The organism is Ruminococcus sp. YE71 (genome assembly GCF_900119155.1).
GTDB lineage: Bacteria > Bacillota > Clostridia > Oscillospirales > Ruminococcaceae > YE71.
In genome coordinates, this window is the sequence record NZ_FPIR01000008.1 from 58,731 (window position 1) to 81,301 (window position 22,571).

21 protein-coding genes are annotated in these 22,571 nt (G+C 50.1%); 8 read left to right on the top strand and 13 right to left on the bottom strand.

Annotated elements, in window-relative coordinates; genetic code table 11:
• The first annotated feature begins 8 nt into the window (after window positions 1-8).
• The gene (locus BT142_RS09095; protein ID WP_084659407.1) at window positions 9-629 is read left to right on the top strand and encodes a thiamine diphosphokinase; all 621 of its coding nucleotides are present in this window, start codon (window positions 9-11) and stop codon (window positions 627-629) included.
• A gap of 215 nt (window positions 630-844) precedes the next feature.
• Window positions 845-1,390, top strand: coding sequence for a site-2 protease family protein (locus BT142_RS09100; protein WP_072417987.1), 546 nt, complete (start codon window positions 845-847; stop codon window positions 1,388-1,390).
• On the opposite strand, the gene BT142_RS09105 is transcribed toward BT142_RS09100, so the two are convergent.
• From BT142_RS09105 to BT142_RS09115, 3 genes are all read right to left on the bottom strand, one after another.
• Window positions 1,382-1,861: a flavodoxin gene (locus BT142_RS09105; protein ID WP_072417887.1), complete on the bottom strand. Its 480-nt coding sequence runs from the start codon at window positions 1,859-1,861 to the stop codon at window positions 1,382-1,384. The two genes, BT142_RS09100 and BT142_RS09105, sit on opposite strands and share 9 nt — an antisense overlap.
• Before the next feature lie 12 nt (window positions 1,862-1,873).
• Window positions 1,874-2,332 (bottom strand): flavodoxin, encoded by a 459-nt coding sequence (locus tag BT142_RS09110; RefSeq protein WP_072417888.1) that lies wholly within the window; start codon window positions 2,330-2,332, stop codon window positions 1,874-1,876.
• An 86-nt stretch (window positions 2,333-2,418) separates the two neighbouring features.
• Complete coding sequence (locus BT142_RS09115; RefSeq protein WP_072417889.1) at window positions 2,419-3,207, bottom strand: alpha/beta fold hydrolase; 789 nt, start codon at window positions 3,205-3,207, stop codon at window positions 2,419-2,421.
• Between the two features lie 380 nt (window positions 3,208-3,587).
• Here BT142_RS09115 and BT142_RS18445 point away from each other — a divergent pair, with 380 nt between their 5' ends.
• The gene (locus BT142_RS18445) at window positions 3,588-7,037 is read left to right on the top strand and encodes an EAL domain-containing protein (protein WP_084659409.1); all 3,450 of its coding nucleotides are present in this window, start codon (window positions 3,588-3,590) and stop codon (window positions 7,035-7,037) included.
• A 36-nt stretch (window positions 7,038-7,073) separates the two neighbouring features.
• The gene (locus tag BT142_RS09130; protein ID WP_072417890.1) at window positions 7,074-9,146 is read left to right on the top strand and encodes an EAL domain-containing protein; all 2,073 of its coding nucleotides are present in this window, start codon (window positions 7,074-7,076) and stop codon (window positions 9,144-9,146) included.
• Window positions 9,147-10,178: 1,032 nt separating this feature from the next.
• Here the strand turns inward: BT142_RS09130 and BT142_RS09140 are convergent.
• Window positions 10,179-10,574 carry a helix-turn-helix domain-containing protein gene (locus BT142_RS09140; RefSeq protein ID WP_072417892.1) on the bottom strand — a complete coding sequence of 132 codons (396 nt, stop codon included), beginning with the start codon at window positions 10,572-10,574 and terminating at the stop codon, window positions 10,179-10,181.
• A gap of 165 nt (window positions 10,575-10,739) precedes the next feature.
• On the opposite strand from BT142_RS09140, the gene BT142_RS09145 reads away from it, so the two are divergent.
• The 4 genes from BT142_RS09145 (at window position 10,740) to BT142_RS09165 (ending at window position 16,855) form a co-directional block, all read left to right on the top strand.
• The gene (locus BT142_RS09145) at window positions 10,740-11,561 is read left to right on the top strand and encodes a rolling circle replication-associated protein (RefSeq protein WP_072417893.1); all 822 of its coding nucleotides are present in this window, start codon (window positions 10,740-10,742) and stop codon (window positions 11,559-11,561) included.
• 553 nt (window positions 11,562-12,114) lie between these two features.
• The gene (locus tag BT142_RS09150; RefSeq protein ID WP_139182211.1) at window positions 12,115-12,336 is read left to right on the top strand and encodes a hypothetical protein; all 222 of its coding nucleotides are present in this window, start codon (window positions 12,115-12,117) and stop codon (window positions 12,334-12,336) included.
• Window positions 12,333-12,584 carry a hypothetical protein gene (locus BT142_RS09155; protein ID WP_072417895.1) on the top strand — a complete coding sequence of 84 codons (252 nt, stop codon included), beginning with the start codon at window positions 12,333-12,335 and terminating at the stop codon, window positions 12,582-12,584. The genes BT142_RS09150 and BT142_RS09155 overlap by 4 nt, the downstream gene beginning before the upstream one ends.
• 566 nt (window positions 12,585-13,150) lie before the next feature.
• The gene (locus tag BT142_RS09165; protein WP_072417897.1) at window positions 13,151-16,855 is read left to right on the top strand and encodes a non-ribosomal peptide synthetase; all 3,705 of its coding nucleotides are present in this window, start codon (window positions 13,151-13,153) and stop codon (window positions 16,853-16,855) included.
• Between the two features lie 49 nt (window positions 16,856-16,904).
• On the opposite strand, the gene BT142_RS09170 is transcribed toward BT142_RS09165, so the two are convergent.
• The 9 genes from BT142_RS09170 to hisD all read right to left on the bottom strand — a co-directional run bounded on the left by BT142_RS09170 (window position 16,905) and on the right by hisD (window position 22,569).
• The gene (locus BT142_RS09170; protein WP_175444922.1) at window positions 16,905-17,702 is read right to left on the bottom strand and encodes a hypothetical protein; all 798 of its coding nucleotides are present in this window, start codon (window positions 17,700-17,702) and stop codon (window positions 16,905-16,907) included.
• Window positions 17,703-17,824: 122 nt separating this feature from the next.
• Window positions 17,825-18,163: a phosphoribosyl-ATP diphosphatase gene (gene hisE / locus BT142_RS09175; protein WP_072417899.1), complete on the bottom strand. Its 339-nt coding sequence runs from the start codon at window positions 18,161-18,163 to the stop codon at window positions 17,825-17,827.
• A gap of 2 nt (window positions 18,164-18,165) precedes the next feature.
• Window positions 18,166-18,519, bottom strand: coding sequence for a phosphoribosyl-AMP cyclohydrolase (gene hisI, locus BT142_RS09180; protein WP_072417900.1), 354 nt, complete (start codon window positions 18,517-18,519; stop codon window positions 18,166-18,168).
• A gap of 2 nt (window positions 18,520-18,521) precedes the next feature.
• Window positions 18,522-18,833 carry a glycine zipper domain-containing protein gene (locus BT142_RS19570; RefSeq protein ID WP_092983146.1) on the bottom strand — a complete coding sequence of 104 codons (312 nt, stop codon included), beginning with the start codon at window positions 18,831-18,833 and terminating at the stop codon, window positions 18,522-18,524.
• 65 nt (window positions 18,834-18,898) lie between these two features.
• Complete coding sequence (locus BT142_RS09190; RefSeq protein WP_072417901.1) at window positions 18,899-19,303, bottom strand: GNAT family N-acetyltransferase; 405 nt, start codon at window positions 19,301-19,303, stop codon at window positions 18,899-18,901.
• Between the two features lie 3 nt (window positions 19,304-19,306).
• A complete protein-coding gene (gene hisF / locus BT142_RS09195) occupies window positions 19,307-20,062 on the bottom strand; it encodes an imidazole glycerol phosphate synthase subunit HisF (RefSeq protein ID WP_072417902.1) in 756 nt (251 codons plus the stop codon).
• A complete protein-coding gene (gene hisH, locus BT142_RS09200; protein WP_072417903.1) occupies window positions 20,063-20,677 on the bottom strand; it encodes an imidazole glycerol phosphate synthase subunit HisH in 615 nt (204 codons plus the stop codon). It lies immediately after the preceding gene.
• The gene (hisB, locus tag BT142_RS09205; protein WP_072417904.1) at window positions 20,678-21,256 is read right to left on the bottom strand and encodes an imidazoleglycerol-phosphate dehydratase HisB; all 579 of its coding nucleotides are present in this window, start codon (window positions 21,254-21,256) and stop codon (window positions 20,678-20,680) included.
• A gap of 14 nt (window positions 21,257-21,270) precedes the next feature.
• Window positions 21,271-22,569, bottom strand: coding sequence for a histidinol dehydrogenase (hisD, locus tag BT142_RS09210; RefSeq protein WP_175444921.1), 1,299 nt, complete (start codon window positions 22,567-22,569; stop codon window positions 21,271-21,273).
• Window positions 22,570-22,571: the final 2 nt, after the last annotated feature.

Here is a 22,571-nt window from a genome sequence, read left to right on the forward strand (position 1 = left end):
AGCACATCATGAAACCCTGTATAATCTTTACGGGCGGAAAGCCCGAACCAAAGATACCCGACGGACTTGAGACCGAGGGCGCATTTATCATCGCCGCCGACAGAGGGTACAAAAACTGCCGCAAGCTCGGCATCATGCCCGACCTCGCCATCGGTGATTTCGACTCCCTAAAATACGTCCCGAAGGACTGCGAACAGCTCACTTTCCCGAAGGAGAAGGACGACACCGACCTCATGCTCGCGGTGCGCGAAGCCCTTGCAAGAGGATACACCGACATCACCATCACAGGTGCGATGGGCGGCAGGTTCGACCACACATTCGCAAACATTCAGACGCTCGCCTTTATCCGCAGTGTCGGCGCATGGGGCAGGATAGTGACTAACTACGAGAACATCATGCTCGTAACAGCAGGCACCTTCCGCATCCCGAAGCGAGAGCGGTTCTCACTCTCGCTGTTTGCCTACAGTAGCGAAGTCCACGGACTGACCATCAAGGGCGTGAAATATCCCCTCGAAGACGGCACGATAGCCGAGATTTTCCCCATAGGCATTTCAAACGAGATACTCGACGACTATGCCGAGATCTCCTTCGACGAGGGCTGGCTGCTCATCGTTCAGAGCAGACTGTGACAACTGCCGATACTTTCGCATATTATGAAATACAGCCTTAATCAGACAGGAGGTCTTTCATATGAAAGTAGTTGTTGTTAAAAGCCCGAAACTGATAGCACCCGTTTTGCGGCTGATATTCAGGATAAAAAAAGAACCGCAGGAATAATACATAAGGACGGCGTAACTGCCGTCCTTTTTTCATGCCCTGCCGCATAGAATATATCGGTGATACTATGCTTCAATTTGATCTTTTCGGCATAAGGATACGCGTCTGCTTCGGGTTCTTTGCCGCTGTCATGCTATACTTTTACACCTCGGGAAAAGATTCCCTCGGTCTGTCGGCAGCGATCCTGTGCTGCCTCCTTCACGAAATAGGCCATCTGGCCGCAATGTTCGCCTTCGGCTGTCCCCCCGAACGGCTTACCCTCTACGCAGGCGGTTTCAGGCTGACCCCCTCCTTCGACAAGCTGTGCAGCCGCACGGCGGAGATAGTGATACTCTCGGCGGGCTGTGCGGTGAACCTTCTGCTTGCGGCAATATCCGCGTCCGTCGGTGCAAAAGACCTCGCCCTGACGAACCTTTCCCTCGCCGCCGTGAATCTGCTGCCGTTCTCATCCCTCGACGGCGGACGGATACTCGCCCTGTTCGGCACCCGTCCAAGAAAAACGGCAGCCGCCGCAACAGTTATCCTGCTTACGGCGGCTGTATTCTCATTCGGATTAACGCCTGCTTCCGCGGCGGTGATAGCTTTCGCAGCCGCAGCAGAACTGTTACTCTAATATCCCCTCAGCCCACTGTTTCAGGTCATCCTTCGTGACCGAACCCGTGAACAGCTTTGCGGCAACGATACTGCCCTTGCCGTTGAAACTCGGCGAGAGCTTTTCCTCGGTCTTACCGATGTCACTGCCGCCCGAAGTCGCAAACAGCGCGACCCGTTTGCCCGTCCAGTCGTACTGCTTCACAAAAGTCGAGATAATGTTCGGAGCACCGTAATACCAGATAGGGAAGCCCAGAAAGACGGTATCGTACCCGTCAAAACCCTCAAGAGTATCTCTCACGGGAACATCCTTCTTGCCTATCTTCTCCTTGTTGCAGCGTGCGAGCGGATTTTTCCAATTGATATCGGCTGCCGAATACGGCTCGGCAGGGACTATCTCAAAGGTCTCAAGCCCTGCCTGTCTCGCGAGGTTTTTCGCGACCTTGGCAGTCGTGCCCTCAGCCGAAAAATACGCAACTATTGCTTTTCCCATAACGCTCCCTCCTTACATAGCGGCTATGACCTTGATATCGTTGACGGTCGGATTGACTCTGCCCTCGATTATCTCAGCATCGGGTGCGCTTGGCTGTAAACTCTCGGCAGCCTTTCCGAAACCGCTGCTGCCCGAAGTCGCGAACAGTATTATGCGCTTACCCGAAAAATCTCCGCTTTCAAGGAAAGTGTTGATGATAGTCGGCGCAACATACCACCATATCGGGAACCCGAGGAAGACGGTATCATAGTCTGCAAGTTCGACGTCTATCTTCTGTATCTCGGGACGCGAGCTGCGGTCTCTCATCTCGATACTCGACCTCGACTCCTTGTTCTGCCAGTTAAGGTCCTCGGCAGTGTAGGGGACTGCGGGACGTATCTCGCAGATGTCCGCACCTGCCGCATCCGCGAGTGTTTTAGCAAGCCTTGCCGTGTTGCCGCTTGCCGAAAAATACGCAACCAGTGTTTTCATATAGCTACCTCCGTTTCGCAATTGACATAAAAATGTACCTATTCTACAAAAGCTGTCCGCAGAAAACGCAGACAGCTTTTGCCATGTTAGTCCTGATTTCTTGTGCAGATGGCTCTGATTACCCTGAGATAATCGTCTGTCTTTTCAACAGAATATGTCAGGTGACCGTAGCCCGAAATAGTCTTGAAATTCGCGGCAGGGTATGCCTCGATAAGATGGCGGAAGCAGGATTTGAAGGTCTTTTCCTCGTCGGAATAAACGAAGAAGATATTCTCCTGGACCTGTTCGGGCAGGGGCGGGAAGTTGAAGGTATAGCGAGCCTCTGTCTCGTTCTTGATGCTGTTCTCCGAGATTATCGGCGCAGTCTTTACCATCGATTCGATGATTGGACGCATAGTCTCGGTATCACCCTTCGAGAACTGATCTACCGACTTCCAGTTGACTACCTCATCAACGCTCTGATTGCGCATCTTGTTTATCATGGACTTCTGCTTGAAGTTCATGACAGCCTTATAGAGCTTCGGCTGCTTTAAGAAAGTACCGCCGTCAAAGAAAGCGCTCTCGACCTCTATCCTGTGCTTGAGCAGCTGATAGATGAGCTCCATACCTATCTCAGCGCCCATCGACTGACCATAGATAAGGCAGATGTCGCTGATGCGGTTCTCGTCAAGGTACTGCACTATCTCAGCAGACTCTCTCTTTCTGTTGGTGAAGTCCTTGCTGCCCTCATAGTGTCCGTTGTATTCAGGCACGATAACGAAATAGTCTTGTGCAAGATCGCTGTAAAGATATTCAAGTGACTCAGCCGAACAGAAAGAACTGGTGAGCATGATGACGATAGGGTGACGTTTGTTTCCATAGGTATTAAATTTCATAATTATCCTCCTGTTTATGATAAGGCGCGCCGAGCGATATACAATCAGCATCGGGCAGATGCGCCGAAAATTCTATAGAATAGTGACCCGACAACAGGTCTGTATATATTATACCATTTTTCTCTCGCGTAGTCAACATTTTTTCACAATTTCATCAATAAATAAATATGAATTTTTGTGTATAAACTTAAAATATTGAATAATTTTGAATAATCAAATATGTATTTGTTACTGAAATTTTCTCAACGTTAACGTCAATATGCACAAAAGTAATTGTTGGATGCCGTTAGTGATTGACAAATACTTGCTAAAAATGTTATAATAGAGTATGTATAGATTTTTACTTAGAGACAGCATTTTTACTCGTCGGAGGAATAAATATGTTAGAAAACGATATTATATTCAAAAAAATAGCTGAGGCATTGCTTGTTGATTATACGAGCGTTTACTATGTCAATGCTGTCACTAATGAATATCAGTGGTATTCTGCCGATCCCGAGTTCCACTCGCTGCATCTCGAACAGCATGGCAGTGACTTTTTCAAGGATCTCATCACCGATTCCGAAAAGGTCATCTACGAGGACGACAAGCACATCTTTCAGCATGATATACAGAAAGACAAACTTCTCGAAAAGATCGGCAAGGGCGATATGCATAACATCATCTATCGTCTGATGATCGACGGAAAGCCCGTTTACCATACGCTCCGCCTTATCCGCGGGATGTCCGATGAAAGCGACTACTTCATATTCGGCGTCATCAACATCGACACCGAATACCGCGAAAAGCTCGAAGCAGAGCGCTTGCAGAACGAGCGCGAGATCTTCGACCAGATAGCAGGAAGCCTTGCGGAACATTACGATACGCTCTATTATGTTGACCTCGAAACGAACAGCTACTTTGAATACTCATCCACCGACACTTACAAGAAGCTGAATATCCCCGTCACGGGAGATGACTTTTTTACAGAAAGCGAAAAAAATCTGCGCAGATGCGTATATCCCGACGACCTTGAGAAGGTGCTTGAGATATACAAGAAAGAAACCATATTGCAGAATTTGTCGGTCAACAGGCTGTTTACCGACTCATACCGCCTGCTCGTTGACGGGGAAGTCATGCACATACGCTGTTCACACATTCTCACCAACGATAAAAAGCATCTTATCATATGTATCGAGAACATCAACTCCGAGATCTCGGCGATCGAGGAGCTGAACGAGAGCCGCAGAAAAAGCATAACTTACGGTCAGATAGCACAGAGCCTTGCCTCCCACTACGACGTTATCTACTACGTGGATATGAAGACAAGGAACTATCAGGAGTTCACGGCAAAATCCATCTACGGTTCGTTCGAGTTTCAGGAGGACGGCAAGGATTTCTTCTATGAGTCTCACAGATATGCGAGGTCGCTTGTACACCCCGACGACCTGAACAGCGTGCTGTCCGTCCTCAGCCGTGATTATCTCATTTCCGCACTTGAAGACAAAAAGCAGTTCAGTCTGGACTACAGGCTGATAGTTGACGGTTCGACACAGTACACTCGCATGACCATCATGTGGTCGGGCGACAGTGCGCACTTTATCATCGGCGTTGAGAATATCGACGCTGAGGTTCGCAAGAAGATGGCACAGCAGGAAGCCCTCGACCACGCTTCACAGCTCGCTCTGCGCGACGAACTGACGGGAACGAAGAACAAGAACGCCTACAGAGAGCTTGAAAAGACCGTTCAGAACAGCATATCGAGCAAAAACGGCTGTGACCCCTTCGCGGTGGCAGTCTGCGACATCAACGGTCTGAAACATATAAACGACACCCTCGGACACAAAAAGGGTGACGAATACATCTGCTCGGCCTGCAAGATGATATGCGATATTTTCTCTCACAGTCCTGTTTACAGGATAGGCGGAGACGAGTTCGTTGTATTCCTGCGTGGAAAAGATTATTCGCTCAGGGAAGACCTTATGACCGATCTGAGCGCTCAGGTCGGGGAGAATATACGGAAGAAGCAGGGACCGATAGTTGCGGCAGGCATATCAGAGTTCGATCCCGATACGGACACGAAGATATCCGATGTATTTGAACGCGCCGACGCAAAGATGTACGAGAACAAAGTACGGCTCAAGGAAAAACAGACCCTTTCCGAGTCGTATTCCGCCGACAGCAAGGAAATTTATATCCCCCAGCAGAGAAAACACCAGCTCGACGCGCTGTATCAGGCATTCTCGATAATCGCGGAGGGCACGTATATCTACTTCTGCGATATGAAGTACGACTATTCCCGATGGTCAAAGTCCGCGGTGGACACCTTCGGTCTGCCCTCGAACTATATGTTCGGTGCGGGTGATATCTGGGAGAAACACATCCACCCCGAGGACAAGGAATCTTACAGGGCGAGCATAGCAGACCTCTTTTCGGGCAAGTCGAAGGGGCACGATATGCAGTACCGTGCGATGAAGGCAAACGGGAAGTATGTCGTGTGCACTTGCAGGGGAATAGTCCTCTACGACCACAACGGTGAACCCGACTACTTCGGCGGCATCATCAGAAACCACGGTATTCAGGGATATACCGACACCCTCACAGGGCTCAGGAACCAGTACGGCTTCTTCGATGATATCCGCAGCAACCTTATCAGAAATATCGAGATGAAGCTGGTGCTTACGGGCATCGGAAAATTCTCCGAGATAAATGAGGTGTTCGGCTACCAGTTCGGAAACCTTGTATTGCAGAAGTTCGGCAGATACCTGTTCGACCATGTGAACAACACGGGCAGCGTATACCGTCTCGACGGCACAAGATTTGCCGTAATAACGACTCTGTCGAAAGAGGAGATAGCCACACGCTATGAACAGCTCCGCGCACATTACCGCGAGGGTATCGACATCAACGGCAAGCACGTCATGCTCGAACTGAATGCAGGAATGCTCAGCGTCGATAACTTCGCGGTGGACCATCAGACCGTCTACGCCTGCCTGAATTTCGCTTTCGGCGAGTCAAAAACGCGCAGACACGGTGACCTCGTTGAGTTCTACAACGACCTGAACGACGAGAACAAGCACAGGATAGAAAAGCTCCACGCCATCAGAGCCTCGATAACTCAGGGGTATGAGGGGTTCTATCTGCTGTATCAGCCCGTTGTCGATGCAAAAACCGAAAAGGTCATCGGTGCGGAAGCGCTCCTCAGATGGCGCAGCGATGAATACGGAACAGTCGCTCCCGACCATTTTATCCCTCTGCTCGAAAAAGACCCGCTCTTCCCCGAACTTGGCGAGTGGATATTGCGCACGGCGCTCATGACCGCGAAAAAAATTCTGGAGAAGGACCCCGAATTCATAATGAACGTGAATCTGTCCTATACACAGCTCGAAAAGCACAATTTTGTCGATATGGTGCTTGATATACTTAAAGAAACGGATTTCCCGAACGAACATCTCTGCCTTGAGATAACCGAACGCTGCCGTCTGCTGAACATGGAACTGCTCAAAAATGCGGTGACGAACCTGCGGGGCAGGGGAGTGCTCATCGCGCTTGACGACTTCGGCACGGGCTTCTCATCCGTCGGCATCGTGAAGAACCTGCCGTTCGATATAATCAAGATAGACCGCAGTTTTGTCAACAGGATAGAAGAGGACGAGAAGGAGCGCGAGCTTATCAAGTCCTTTGCAGGTGTGGCTTCGACCTTCGGGGCGAAGGTCTGCATCGAAGGCATCGAAACAGCAGGCATGAGAGATATCTTGCAGAATTACAGCGTACACAGTTTTCAGGGCTACTACTACGCAAAGCCCATCCCCGATGACCAGCTGTTCACAATGATCGAAGAGCACAAATAACTCGTCAACGATCCACCCGAACGGAGGTACCGACCTATGAACGAAAATATCATAGCTGAATTTTTAGAAAAAGTTCTGACGCTTCACACGTTAAATGATCTGAAAGAAGCGGAAGAAAAGCTGTCAGCCGACGCCGAGAACACCCCTGAATCTATCAGGCTGAGAAATGCCGCGGTCTCGGTCGCCTATGAGCTTATCTCCGCGAGAGAAAAGCAGGCGGCAGAAGAGAAGTCGATGCTCATCGAGCTTTCCGAGACCGAGAAGAACGAGAGAGCCCTCGTGCAGCGGCTTCTCGATTACAATATGTTCACCTACCATTTCCAGCCCATCGTCCGCACGGACAACGGCGAGATATACTCATACGAAGCGCTCATGCGCGCCGAGGGGATGCCAGGAATAACGCCTTTCCACATCCTGAAATACGCCGAGCTGTCCCACAGACTTGGCGATGTCGAACAGTATACCTTCATGAACGTGACGAGGTATATCGACGAACATCCCGATCTGTTCGAGGGGCGAAAGGTGTTCATCAATTCGATGCCGAACGTCAAGGTCGATCCCGAGAAGATCCCCCTCATATACAAACAGCTTGAAAAACACGCGGATCATATCGTGGTGGAAATGATCGAGAACTCCGAGTTCGTTGACGACAAGCTCGAAAAGATCAAGGAACGGTTCCACGACATTGGTATACCGATAGCCATCGACGACTTCGGGACAGGCTACTCTAACATTTCAAACCTGCTGAGATACAGACCTGACTATGTCAAGATCGACCGTTCGCTCATAAGCGGCATCCAGGACAACCCGAACAAGCGGCATCTTGTCCGTGAGATAATCGACTTCTGCCACGGAAACAGCATCATGGCGCTTGCAGAGGGCGTCGAAAACTCCGACGAACTCAGAACGCTGATACTCATGGGAATCGACCTTATACAGGGATTCTATACGGCAAGACCTTCGTCCGAGGTGATGAGGTCGCTGCCTTACGAGATAAAGTCGGAGATAAAGGCGCATCAGCTGGAGAGAAAAGACGGTCAGAGAATGAGGGTGTACCAGTCACCCAACGGCGAGATAATCTCACTCGGAAGGCTTCAGAGATCCGATTACAGCAAGATACTGATCGGCACCGAGTCGTCGGAAGGCACTGCGACCGTTATCGGCGAACCGCAGCTGTACACGGGCGTACATATCGAGGTCGCGGAGGGCTTCAAAGGCATTATCACTCTGGAAAATGCACACCTTTCAAATCAGGTCGAGCGTCCGAGCATAGACATCGGCGATAACTGCGATGTGACTCTGATGCTCATAGGGGACAACAAGCTGGCGAATTCGGGCATAAGAGTGCCACCCTCGTCCAAACTGACCTTTGAAGGAAAGGGAAGTCTGACCATTGACCTCGGCAGTTCGGACTATTACGGTATCGGAAACGACCTCAAGAGTGCCCACGGCGACATCACATTCGACCAGGACGGAAGCATCATCATCAGTGCGGAGAGCCATTCGGGCGTGTGCATAGGTTCAGGCCTCGGCGGAAACATCAACATCCGCAGGGGACGCTATGTGATAAGGTCGATGGGTGCGATGAGCATCGGCATCGGTGCCTCGGAAGGCCCCGCAAACATCAGTATTCTCGGCTGTGATCTTGACGTTGTTGCGACAGGCGCGTACAGTATCGCGATGGGTTCGGTCAGCGGAAACGCGGAGATACACATGATATACTCCAGCATCAAATGCCATACCGAAAGCCAGCTCTCGGTGGGGATAGGATCTCTGCACGGTGAGATGTCGAAGATCCATGCCGAAAGCGTGAACATCAATCTGGTCGGAAGTGCGGACGCGCTGACTGCGATGGGTTCTCTGATAAACGGTTCGGAAATAACCATCGCACGCTCGGGTGTTAAGATCAAGGGCGACGGTTCAAAAGCGATGGTATTCGGCAGTGCAAATGGCAACACAAAAGTGTTTCTCACGGATGTGGATTTCTCAGCCGAGATGTCCACGGAAATGCGCGTCTGCGCGGTAGCGGATGAAAGAGATGTCCGCGTTTCGGGCGGCAGATGCCGTGTACATTTTGGCAGCTGGGAGAGCGATAAGCTGATCATATAAATGTAAAAATATTCAAAAGCCACCTTTATTCGTAATGAATATAGGTGGCTTTTTTACGGTGTTCTCGGATAACAAAATAGTCGGTGCTGACTGCTAAACCAAACACCGACTACATACACAAAACACAAGGGGATTCCTCCGCCTGAGTTCCCCTTGATTATAACACGAAATTTTGATTATGTCAAGAGAGGAAATAAAGGGAGGTGATTATTTTGCTTAACCGTCCTCGGCTCGATTGTGACTTCTTCGAGCATAGAATGAAGATTCGGCGTTTCAAGTTTCGGCGTGTTCCTCGTCGAGATCGTCTCGGAACTTTCGTGCTTTATCACTCCCGAGGCGTTATGATGGGCAGTTATGACAATATGCTTGTCTACAAACGTAAGCTCGGCGGTTACATACGTCCCTATACTGGTGCTCAGACTGTCAAGTCTATGTCTGACTGGGGAATAGCTTAAATCGGAAATAAAGGGAGGTGATTATTTTGCTTAATTGTCAATATTTTGTACCTGATTGCAATCACTGCAATTTTTCTGATTGTAAATATCGCAACAAACAAACGGATGATATTACTGCTTGTTATTGTTATCCTAATTGCCCTGACTGTTGCAATGCTTGTAGTGATGATGAGGGTGTTTCTTTCTATTGCTCTGTTAAAGATATTGATCTTGATTTTTTTAATTAAGATTGGATATTATTGACAATCCATTGCACTAAATAAAAGTTAAGACCGCCGAACTGGTAGATTATTACCATTGAAGAAAGTCTCCCTTGCTGCACCTCGGCAGCATGAAAAGGTCACATGAACCGACACGCAGCAGCAAGCACTTTTTTTCCTTTTTGGGCTTAGTTGCCACACATCGAGAAAACAAACTCCTGTCAAGGGGAGTGTCTGAAAATAGTTTGTGAAATTTTGCACTCGTACTCCGTCGCGCTTTGCTCGAAATACTCCTGCAAAAATTCACAAAGTATTTTTAGATGCCCCTTGATAGGAGTTTGTTTTTTCGATATAATGCCATAGCCCAAAAGGGAAAATCATTCCTCGCTCTGGCTGTCGGTCTGAGTGCTGCCGAGCTTCTTTTCGATGGATTCAAGCCGTTCGGTGATAGGCTCTAACTTATTGTCCATCCAATCTTCAATAATCTCTTTCATGCTTGGCTGATTAGAAGAACCGTTCCTCATTTCCTCTCTGTTTCTGATTGTTTCAAGCCCTTCGCCAATTTTATCGAAGTCTGGCTCTTCACGTCCTGCGAGATAGTCCAAAGAAATATCGCAGTAGTCGGCTATGCTCTTGGCTACCTCAAGGCTCATGTTCGTTTCCCCTCGCTCATAGCGAGAATATAAACTCGGATTCATTCCGAGCTCTTCGGCAAAGTCTTTCTGAGTTAAGCCCTTTGATACTCTGATATTATAAAGATTGTTCTTGTACATATTAGTATACCTCCGTTTAGAATACTATAACACATATTAGTTCATTTGTCTACCTATTTTCAATATTTTGTCCTTTTAGGTATTGACATTTGTACTTGTTAGTGCTATAATTGCATATAGGTACATCGTTGTGCCAATAAGTAATTAAAGGAGGAATGTTCAGATATGAAACATAACACCAAAATCAAGACCTATCCCGACGGTCACGAAAAAGTAACTATCTGCTCGGTCAAGCTGTTCAACGATGAGAGCAGGGGAGCCGATGAAATGCCCTGTGAGACTGTCTGCAAGCCCAAGAACATGGATTCCTGCTCACGCTATGACAGCGTTATTCGTGCCAAAAGCAAAGTATTTGACATTGTTGCTATGAACGGATTCACACACTTTGTCACACTCACTATTGACCCGAAATATCACAGAGATAATTCAAAGATAGTTCGAGGGATTCTGCGCTGTTTCTGTTCTAACCATGTTCAGCGTGACAACATGACTTATCTTTTGATACCTGAATATCACAAGGACGGTAAAGCGATTCATTTTCATGGTTTTCTGAAAGGCGATATTGAATACATTTACAGCGGAACGGTCATTATTCCTGAACGCTCTAAGCCTGTCAAGCTCGATACTGCGAGACGTTACGGAGTACCAGCAGATAAGCAACAGACCGTCTATAATATACCTGCATGGATATACGGTTATTCTACAGCGGTTCGTCTTGTCGGTGATACTCAGAACGTTGCTAAGTATGTCACGAAGTATGTTACTAAGGATTGCACTAAGATTTTCGGCAACTTCTATTTTGCAGGCGGTCGGGAGCTTGTCCGAGACGTTCCGACGACCTTTGCCGACGTTGCTACTCCGCATCTTGTAAAGACTGAGAAACAGTCTTACTGCGAGCCTTTGAGATGCTCGTTCAAGTATCTTGACAGTTCTGACCCTGACAACTACGCCGAGTTAAAAACGCTTGGCTTGTTGTCGTGCGATTGATGCGCGGTGGCGCGGATTTTCCGCGCCCGCGCTCAACGCCGAAACAGCCTGCATTTATCGGGGTTTGCAGGCACTTGGGGCTACTTGATTATATGCACAAATTTACATCACGCAGGCTTACAGCCCACGCCGTTGAAGCGACAGGGCAGTATTTAGCCCGTATTGATTGAAATTTGAAAATTTCCAAACGTTTGGAAAGTGAGGTGGTACGCACGAAAGAACGTCCTATGCTGTACGGTGAATGTTATTACTGCATCTGCACAGCCTGTTCACAGTCTGACTGTCCGTACAGTCACAGCCTATACAAGCATTGTCAGCACTGCCACGACCGTAAACGCAAAATGCCTCGCCTCAGATGCGACTACTTCAAGCACTACATGAAAACACATCGCTTTAAGTTCAAGCGCGTCACAGAGCCGTTACCGAGCCATTACGGCACGTACATATTACTGACCGACAAACAAGTATACATCGGTGAGTATGACAAGTTGTTGAAGCTGTCCAAACGTCTCGGCGGTGTGCTTCGCCGTCTTAACATTGTTGATGACACATTTTGAAAGGATTTGATTACATGGAACAGAAATATTACAGGTCAACTCTTCACGCTCTGACTATCGCTCTTGAACCTTGGGAGAATTCAAGCGTTCCCGATGATGTTCATGAGAAGATTCTTGAACTGGCTGATCTTTGCTTTAAGCATATCGGCAACGGTTTCACATACAAGGTCATATCTGATTGTGAGGGTAATATAGATTTGGAAGAGGTGGACTTATGAGCATTATAGAAACGTTCATGTTATGCGATACGTATGTGGTCAACTTCCTGTGGCTCACGGCTTTCGGTAACGAACATATCATTTCGGTATCGGTCAATGCTCGGGATGAAGTATCTGCTGTCATGCTTGCCACAAAGTACCTCATGAGCCATTACAGTTTAGCCGTATGCGATAACGTCCGTCTGGTCGATTCCGTGATAAGGTTCGATAATTCTGAGGATACTTGCGCAAGCTCAAAGGGAGATTGACTTTTAAAAACAAAATAGTCGGTGCTGACCGCTAAATCAATCACCGACTACATACGAACTAACACAAGGGGATTCCTCCGCCTGAGTTCCCCTTGATTATAACACGAAATTTTGATTATGTCAAGAGAGGAAATAAAGGGAGGTGATTTTTTTGCTTAATTGTCAATATTTTGTACCTGACTGCAATCACTGCAATTTTTCTGATTGTAAATATCGCAATAAACAAACGGATGATATTACTTCTTGTTATTGTTATCCTAATTGTCCTGACTGTTGCAATGCTTGTAGTGATGATGAGGGTGTTTCTTTTTATTGTTCTGTTAAATGTATTGACCTTAATTTTCCTTACGACCTTGATTTTCTTCTTTGAGTGTTGCTTTTTAAGATTGGATATAATTGACAGCCGATTGCACTAAATAAAAGTTTAGCGCAATAGAGAGAAGTAAACAAACCAATAACCACCTCAAATCACATTCCAAAAAAACACACAACAAATTCTTTACAAACATCGTTCCATATGATATAATAACATAAAAACCATCAACAGCATTCAGGAGACCGCAATAATGAAAGATACGATCTACCAACTTACTTCGGCACAGAAAAACATCTCAGAGCTTCAGGCGTTTTACAGTGACAGCAGCATTTCTACTTTGTGCGGCGCGATTATTTTCGACCAAAAGCTAAACGCAGAACCACTCAATGAGGCGCTCAGGATACTTGTCAGACGGCACGAATCTCTGCGTCTGAGATTTCGCAGCGAGAACGGCATAACGGTGCAATACGTTTCGGACGAGTCCGCCGAGATAGGCTTCGAGAAATTTCACTCAGTCGAAGAAATGCGCAGTTTCTGTAGTACACAGGCGGCTGTGCGCTTCGGAACGGACGGCGGGATAATGTACCGCCTCACGATCCTTGACCTGCCGGATAAGACCGGGATAATGCTGTGTTGTTCCCATCTTATTGCGGACGCATGGAGCTACAGCGTGCTTGCACACGACGCCTGGTCGATCTATTCAAGTCTCCTGAATAAAGAGACAGTTGACGATACTGTCCTCAGATATACCGACAGCATCCCGAGATATGAGGCGTATTTGCAGTCGGATAAGCACATCAAAGATATGAACTTCTGGGCTGATAAGTACAGCTCGGACATCGGTGAAACAGCCGTCAGGAATTGCACTAAATTTTCCGATAAAGTCTCAGCAAAACGTTTTGTTACTACGCTTTCGCCGCATATTTACTCGCGTGCTGACTTTTTTTGCAGACAAAACCACATATCTCTCGCGGCACTTTTCGAGTGCGCCATGACACTTTATATCGCACGGATAAACGCTGCAAAAACCATCACGATCGGCGTTCCCGTACTCGGCCGAAAATCCGTTTCCGAGAAAAACACCGCAGGAATGTTCGTCTCGACCATCCCGCTCACTGTCACTATTAATGACAGTGATAGCACTATCGGGCTTTGCCGTAAAGTCTTTGCCGCTCACAAAGAGATATACCGTCACAGAGATCTGCCGTTTGCCGAGATCAAATATGCGGCAAGCGTTTCGGGGCGTTTTTTCAACGTTTTAGTGAGTTTTCAGAACTCACGCACCAATGTGCCTGCAAAGACAGAATGGTTCTCCAACGGGTATTGCGAACTTCCTCTCGCGGTCCATATTGATGACAGAGACAGCAGAAACGACTGCACGCTCACCTTCGATTATCAAACCGAGGTTTTTCGGGACAGCAGAGAGATACACCTGCTTGCAGAGCGGATAAAGCACATCATTACACAGATCATCAGCAGAGAAAAAACGGTCTCGGCGATATCGGTCATACCTCATAATGAGTTTGAACTTCTGACTAAGACCTTCAACGATACGTCAGTCGGATATGAAAAAAACAAGTGCGTCCATCAGGCTTTCAAAGAGATCGCCGCCGTTCGTCCAAATGATACCGCACTGATCTTTCATAAGCAAAAGTTCACATACAGCCGCATCGACAAAATGTCGGATTCTCTCGCCGCGTATCTTGCCGTGAAAGGTGCTGCCAAGGGTTCACACATCCCTATCATCGCCCGCAGAAGCCCGTATGTAATAATCGCCATGCTCGCCGTGATGAAAACGGGCGCGGCTTATATGCCGATCTCGCCCGACTACCCTGCCGACAGGATCACTCAGATGCTCGGAGCCGCCAACGTAAAGACCGTGCTGACCTGCGGCTGTGAGTATGCGGGTTCGGTGGCGCTTGAGACCTTCGACTATTCGGAAAACACAGCAGTGAATCTGCCCGAGATCCGTCCCGAGGACAGCTGTTATGTCATTTTCACGTCGGGCTCCACTGGCAGACCGAAAGCGATATCCGTCACCCATCGGAACGTCATGAACTACTGTGCGCAGAACAGGTTCAACGTGTGCGGCGGCATCATCAACGGCGAAAAGCGCATACTTTCGGTGACGGATATTGTGTTCGACATTTTCGTGACCGAGAGCATTCTCGCGCTGCTTAGGGGCATCACCATCGTTCTTGCCGACGAAGAGCAGACGGTCTCACAGCACGCGCTGAGCCGTCTTGTCACCGAGACAGGTGCGGATATTTTGCAGACCACACCGACGAAAATGCGAGGATTTATGCTCGATAAGACTGATCTTTCATATCTGCGCTCCTTCCGCAAGATAATTCTTGGCGGCGAAAAGCTCCCTCCTGCGCTTGTCGGCGAGCTGAAAAACCATACTGATGCCGAGATCTTCAACATCTACGGTCCTGCCGAAACGACCGTGTGGTCAGCGCTGACCGCGGCGGATGAGCGCGATATCACCATCGGCAGACCCATCGCCAACACCCGCATCTACATCCTTGACGCCGATCGTCAGCTTCAGCCTGTCGGGATCACAGGCGAGATATGTATCGCGGGGGACGGTGTCAGCCGAGGCTACCTCAACGACCCGGGGCTGACAGCTGAGAAGTTCGTTCACGACCCGTTTCACGGCGGTGTGATGTATCGGACAGGTGACATGGGGCTGATGCGCGACGACGGCTGTATCGAGTTCTGCGGCAGGCGCGACGATCAGATCAAGCTGCGCGGACTCAGGATAGAGCTTGGCGACATCGAAAGCGCGATATGCGGTTTTGAAGGTGTGATGCTTGCAGCGGTAGTCTGCCGAAACGAGCGGCTGATCGGCTTCTACACGTCGGAAAAACCGCTCGACGAAAGCAGACTGCGCCGTTTTCTGCAAAGGAAACTCCCCTCCCACATGGTGCCGAACCGCTTCAATCGGCTCGAAAAGATGCCGATGACGCAGAGCGGAAAGATCGACCGAAGATCGCTCCCGAATGCTGATGCGGCTGTCAGTGTGCGCAAAAAAATCTCGTCCCCGAAAAACGAGACCGAACGCAGACTTTGCGGTATAATGGCGCAGATCCTAAAACTGCCGCAGGTCTCTCCCGAAGATGATTTCTTCGAGCTGGGCGGCGACAGTTTCTCGGCTATGGAGTTCGCATCAGCTGCCGCAGCCGAAGGCATAGACCTCACTGTGCGGAGCGTTTACGAGCTGCGAACGGTCAGACAGCTGTGCGGTCCGCTCGGCGGCGGTCAGAGTCTTTCCGACACCGAAAAAATGCTTGAGGAAAAATACCGAGGCTATCCTCAGCGCCGAACAGTCGGCGACCTGATGTTCTTCGACACATTCACGGCTATGACGAAAGCGCTCTACCGCTTTCAGGTCGAAGGGCTCGGGAACCTTGACACGAAGGAAAAATACATAATCTGCCCGAACCACGAAAGCGACCTCGACTGTATGTGGGTATGGGCGGCGCTCAGCAGGAAGTTCCATCTCTGCGAGACCTGCGCACTTATCGCCGAGGAACACCTTGATGACAGGCTGAAAAGGTTCATTTTTCGGGTCTCGGGCGGAATACCTATCGACCGCAGAGGGGATTTCGCCCCCGCAGTCCGCCGCGCCGAAAAAGTCCTGATGCAGCAAAAGCGCCTTCTGCTGATCCATCCCGAGGGCACACGGACGCGCACGGGCAGGCTCGGCGAGCTCAAAAACGGCGCCGCGCTCATCGCGAAAAAGACGGGGGTAAAGATCGTTCCCGTCAGGATATGCGGTGCTCGGCAGATCTATCCCGTCAGCCGCAGGTACCCGATGCTGTTCGACAAGTCGGAGATGGGGCGGTTCACGCTGCGTATCTTTTTTGGCAAGCCCATCGAACCGAAGGGTATGACCGTCACCGAGATCACCGAAAAGATCAGGCGGTATCTCGCATTCAAAAGCCGCTGAACAAAAACAGCTCCACTAAACTGATAGTGAAGCTGTTTTTTCGGCAAAGTCAGCTCCTGCGCTGCTGACTTCCCTGCTGTTCATTCTGTTCGGGGTTCGATGCGGAATTGTTGTTGCAACAGCAGCCCGTGTCAAGCGCCTGCGGAAAGAACTCGCTGGCGGGGAACGCGATCTTGTCGAACAGTTCGCAGGGGCTGTCGGTGTTGGTCGCGCACTCCTTACCAGGCATACAGTAGTCGTATGCGGGTATCATGATCGGCACGGGACGCGAGAGCTGTATGATCGCGAAAATGCCGATCGTGATGGTGAGGGTCGAGTCGGTCTCGGGCGCGACGGGTGGATTGAGGTTCGCATCAAGGCACATCGGCGGAGCGATGCTGACCGAAGCCACGGGCAGAGTGCAGACATCGCAGGAACAGCAGGCACAGCCGCTGACGGGGTTGACCGCCTGCTGCTCGGGTGATTCGCCCGAGACGAAACGCTGAGTGCCGCCGTCCGAACCGTAAAGTATGACCTTCTTCGAGAAGCTCGAAGTGCCGTAAACGATCGAAGGTGTTCCGCCGCCTTCGGGATAGACCTCGATCTCGGCGCGGAAATTGTAGTTCACATCCACCGTATAGAAGCCCTTGTTGAAAGGCACGCCGTCCACCACGAACCCCACGCTCGGCACGCCTATCGACTTCGCCTTGATGTACGCGGCCTCATTGATAGTCTGCTGGTCGGCTTCGTCAAAGGCGAACTCAAGATCCTCAAGGCAGTCCTGAGCGCTGCACGAATCGAACACGCGCATAGCGTCTATGCAGACCGCCTCCTTGAACGGACGGTTGACGTTGAAATTATTATCCATCATCATTCCTCCTGACTGAATATGTTTTGTGCGTTAAGCGGTAAACGTCCTTGTTATATTCTATTCACGCCCGAGGAAAAATGTGCAGAAAAAAAGCCGCAGAACTTTCTGCGGCAGTGATATCAGGTATTCTTATCAGTGGTATGGAACTGCTTTAAGTTGCCGATCTTTTCGTTGCGCTCTTCGAGGATCTTCTCGACGTCAGCCCAGTCAAGGCCGCGGTCAACAGCCAGCACCATAAGGTGATAGATCAGATCGTTGATCTCGTTTGCAAGCTCAACGTTGTCGCTGTTCTTAGCGGCGATGATGGTCTCGGAAGCCTCCTCGCCCACCTTCTTGCAGATCTTGTCCACACCTTTCTCGTAGAGGTAGCAGGTGTAGGACTTCTCGGGAGCGTTGCCCGCGTCGAAATCAGCCTTTCTCTGCTTCAGAACCTCAAAAATCTCCTGATAGACTGTCATTTTTATTCTTCCTCCTCATTATACATTTCATTGAAAAAGCAGCTGTAACTGCCTGTATGACAAGCCGCGCCTGTCTGCTCAACATTTATCAGCAGCGTGTCGTCATCGCAGTCGCCGTAGATGCTTACGACCTTCTGCACATGACCGCTCGTTGCGCCCTTGTTCCAGTATTCCTGTCTCGACCTGCTCCAGAACCAGGTGTAGCCTGTCTCCAGCGTCTTGCGAAGACTCTCCTTGTTCATGTACGCGAGCATCAGCACCGTCTTGGTGTTGACCTCGAAGCATATCGCAGGGATAAGCTCGCTCTTGACAAAATACTTATCGAGGTCGTTAATGTCGATCTTAACTTTGCTCATGATTACTCCTTATTGTCATTATTTTCGTCCTCGCTGTTTTTCACATCATCCGAGGACTTTTTCTTGCTCTTAGCCGAAAAGACATTTACCGAGCCAAAGCAAAGACCAAGACCCATACCTATCGCCAGTCCAAGCGCAAGATTATCAAGCACCAATCCGAAAGAAACACCGAGCGCAGCACCTAAACAAAGACCCAGCCCGACATTGTTAGAGTTTCCTTCATCGTTCTCTTCGGGATCGTTCTTAGCGTTATTATCTTTTATCTCTTCATTTTCAGTTTGTTCTTTAAGCTTTTCGTTGTCATTCTCAGCCATTTCTTCTCACTCTATCCCGAACACAATAAAATCATCAGAATGATCTTTATATCCGTCTTTGTTCACTATGTCCACAGACTCGTAATGCACATCGGCAGCGACCTGTCCTCAATACTGAAACCGCACTTCTCATAAAAATGCGTCTCGTCCTTGTAAGCCACAAGCACAATGCGAAGATAATCCCTGTATTTTTCTTTCGCCATATCGACGAGTGTTCTGCCGACCGTCTGCCCGTGATATTCGGGATCGACCAGCAGATAGTGAATGTACGCCGTCATGATGCCGTCGTCGAGTGCGCATATCATTCCTACAAGCTTTTCGCCGTCCCACGCCGAGATGACAGTGTCAAAGCCCTGCATAGCCTTCACGAGCTTATCGGGAAAATGCCCCGACGACCACTCCACCGACAGGAACAGCCTTTCGAGCTGTTCTGCGGTGAAATCATGTGTCATTCTGAATTCTATCGCCATGTCTTATCTCACGATGATGCCTTTGCTGCGGCAGTCGTCCTTGACCTGACCTACCGTCAGCTCGCGGAAATGGAACAGGCTCGCAGCCAGAGCCGCCGAGCAGTCGGTCTTGAGGAACGCCTCGGCAAAATCTCCGAGCTTACCCGCACCGCCCGAAGCGATAACAGGGATGTTAACCGAATCAACGACAGCCTTGAGCATCTTCAGGTCGAAACCGCCGCGCACACCATCCGTGTCGATGGAGTTCAGGCAGATCTCGCCTGCGCCCAACTGTTCTATCTGCTTGACCCATTCGATAAGGTCGAGCTTCATGTCGATGCGTCCGCCGTTGATGTAAACTGTCCATTTATCAGGACCGATAGCCTTTGCGTCGATGCCGACACATATGCACTGGCTGCCGAAAATATCAGCGCCGTCCTTTATCAGCTGCGGATTCTGGACAGCCTGAGAGTTCACGCTGACCTTGTCCGCACCTGCGCGGAGTATCCTGCGGATGTCATCAGCAGTACGGATACCGCCGCCGACCGTCAGCGGCACGAACACGCGTTTTGCGGTCTCACGCACGACGTCGAGGATGACTCCCCTGCCCTCGTGGGATGCAGTAATATCGTAGAAAACTATCTCGTCAGCGCCCTGCTTGTCGTACTCGGCCGCGCATTCAACGGGGTCGCCGACTTCCTTGATGCCCTGGAAATTCACGCCCTTGACGACCTTTCCGTCACGAACGTCAAGACACGGGATTATTCTTTTTGCAAGCATTTACCGCACCTCCCAGCACATCTTCACGAAATTGTTGAGTATTTTCAGACCTGTCTGTCCGCTCTTCTCGGGGTGGAACTGGCAGCCGAAAACGTGCTTTCCGTCGCCGACGACCGCAGGGACTCTCGAACCGTACTCGGAGTAAGCGTACAGCACATCATCGGGGCAGAACGCCTTATAGGAATGTACGAAATAGACGTACTCATTATCGCCGAGCCCCTCGAAAAGCGGGCAGCTCCGGGTGTACTCCAGCTTGTTCCAGCCCATGTGAGGGATGATGAGGTCATCTTCGGGGATGCGGTCAACGAAGCCCTTTACCAGTCCGAGACCCTCACAAAGTTCAAATTCATAGCTCTTCTCGAAAAGCAGCTGCATTCCGAGGCAGATTCCAAGAAACGGCTTGCGCTTAGCCTGCTCCTTGATAACATCGGTGAGTCCGCTCTGACTGAGCTTGCGGGCCGCCGACGGGAAAGCGCCGACACCGGGCAGGATAAGCCCATCTGCCGATTTGAGCACCTCAGCGTCCGCAGTCAGGCGGCTGTCAACGCCGAGATGGTCGAGCGCATTTTTCACCGAAAATATGTTTCCTGCGCCATAGTCGATTATTGCGATCATTTATAAAACTCCTTTGGTAGAAAGCACTCCGCCGCCTGTCTTTGACATTGCGTCTTTCAGTGCGTGAGCAAAAGCCTTGAACATCGCTTCGATGATGTGGTGATCGTTTTTACCGTATTCCTCGCGCAGATGCAGGGTAATACCGCTGTTCACCGCGAGTGCGCGGAAGAATTCCTCGGTCAGACAGGTATCGTACTCACCGCATCTGAAATCGGTGAACTGCGCATTGAACGCAAGAAACGGTCTGCCGCTGATGTCGAGGGAGCAGAAGCACAGAGCCTCATCCATCGGCACGAAAGCGCTTCCGTAGCGTGCGATGCCCGCCTTGTCGCCGAGCGCTTCGGCGATTGCCTTACCGATGCAGATGCCCACATCCTCAACGGTGTGGTGACCGTCAACATTCAGGTCGCCCGTGCATCTAACTTCGAGGTCCATGCCGCTGTGAACGCCGAGCGCCGTCAGCATATGGTCAAAGAACCCGATGCCCGTGTCTACCGACACTCTGCCCTCGCCGTCAAGCCTCATAAATACTTCTATATCAGTCTCTTTGGTCTTACGTTTGATTTCGGCTGTTCTCATAAAACACCTCCGATTTACTTATCCTCAAAACGAACCTTGATAGCGTTCGCGTGAGCGGTCAGACCTTCCTTCTCCGCAACGAGAACGATGTCGTCCTTAGCTTCGCGCAGAGCGTCCTCGGTGTAGTAGATGAAACTGGAGCGCTTCTCGAAGCTGTTCACGCCGAGGGGCGAGAAGAATCTTGCCGTACCGCTGGTCGGAAGAACGTGGTTCGGACCTGCATAGTAGTCGCCGAGGGGCTCGGGAGCATAGCTTCCGAGGAACAGCGAACCCACATTGTCGAGTGCGCCGATGTACTCCATCGGGTTCTCGAACAGCACTTCAAGGTGCTCGGGAGCGAGACGGTTAGCAATCTCGCAGGCACGCTCGCGGCTGCCGCAGATTATCATAGCGCCGTAATTTGCAAGGGACTCTGCGATTATTTCGTTACGCTCAAGAGTCGCCATCTGACGTTCAAGCTCCTTCACGGTCTCGTCTGCGACTCTTTCGCTTGTGGTGACGAGTATCGCAGAAGCAAGTCTGTCGTGCTCTGCCTGGCTCATAAGGTCGGCAGCCACGAACTTCGGGTCTGCGCTGTCGTCCGCAACGATCAGTATCTCGCTCGGACCTGCGATCATGTCGATGTCAACAGTGCCGTAAAGCAGCTTCTTTGCGGTCGCAACGAAAATGTTTCCGGGGCCGACGATCTTGTCCACCTTCGGGATCTCCTCGGTACCGTAAGCGAGTGCCGCGATAGCCTGCGCACCGCCCGAGAGGAACACTCTGTCAACGCCGCAGAGCGCTGCCGCAACGAGTATATCCTTGTTCGGAGTGCCGTCTTTGAGCGGCGGAGTCACCATGATGATCTCCTTTACGCCTGCGATCTTTGCGGGAACTGCGTTCATCAGCACGCTGGACGGATAAGCCGCCGTGCCGCCCGGAACGTACAGACCCACTCTTTCGAGACCGCGTACTCTCTGACCGAGAACAACGCCGTTCGGCTTCGGGTTAACGAAGCTCTGGGACTTCTGTCTCTCGTGGAAATCTCTGATATTCTCGATGGAATTGAGCAGAGCCTCAACGAAAGTCTGATCCGCTTCGGTCAGCGCGTCGTTGATGACGTCTCTCGGCACCTCGTAGTACTGCGGCAGCTTGCCGTCGAACTTCTCGGTGTAAGCCTTTACAGCGCTGTCGCCGTTCTGCTTAACGTTCTCGATTATCTCGGAAACGACTGCTGTGACCTTCTTATCGGTCTCGCCGCTTCTCTTCTCGACCTGCTTGAAGAACTCCTCCTCAGCAGTGCCGTCTGCATATATCTTTCTGATAATATCCATTG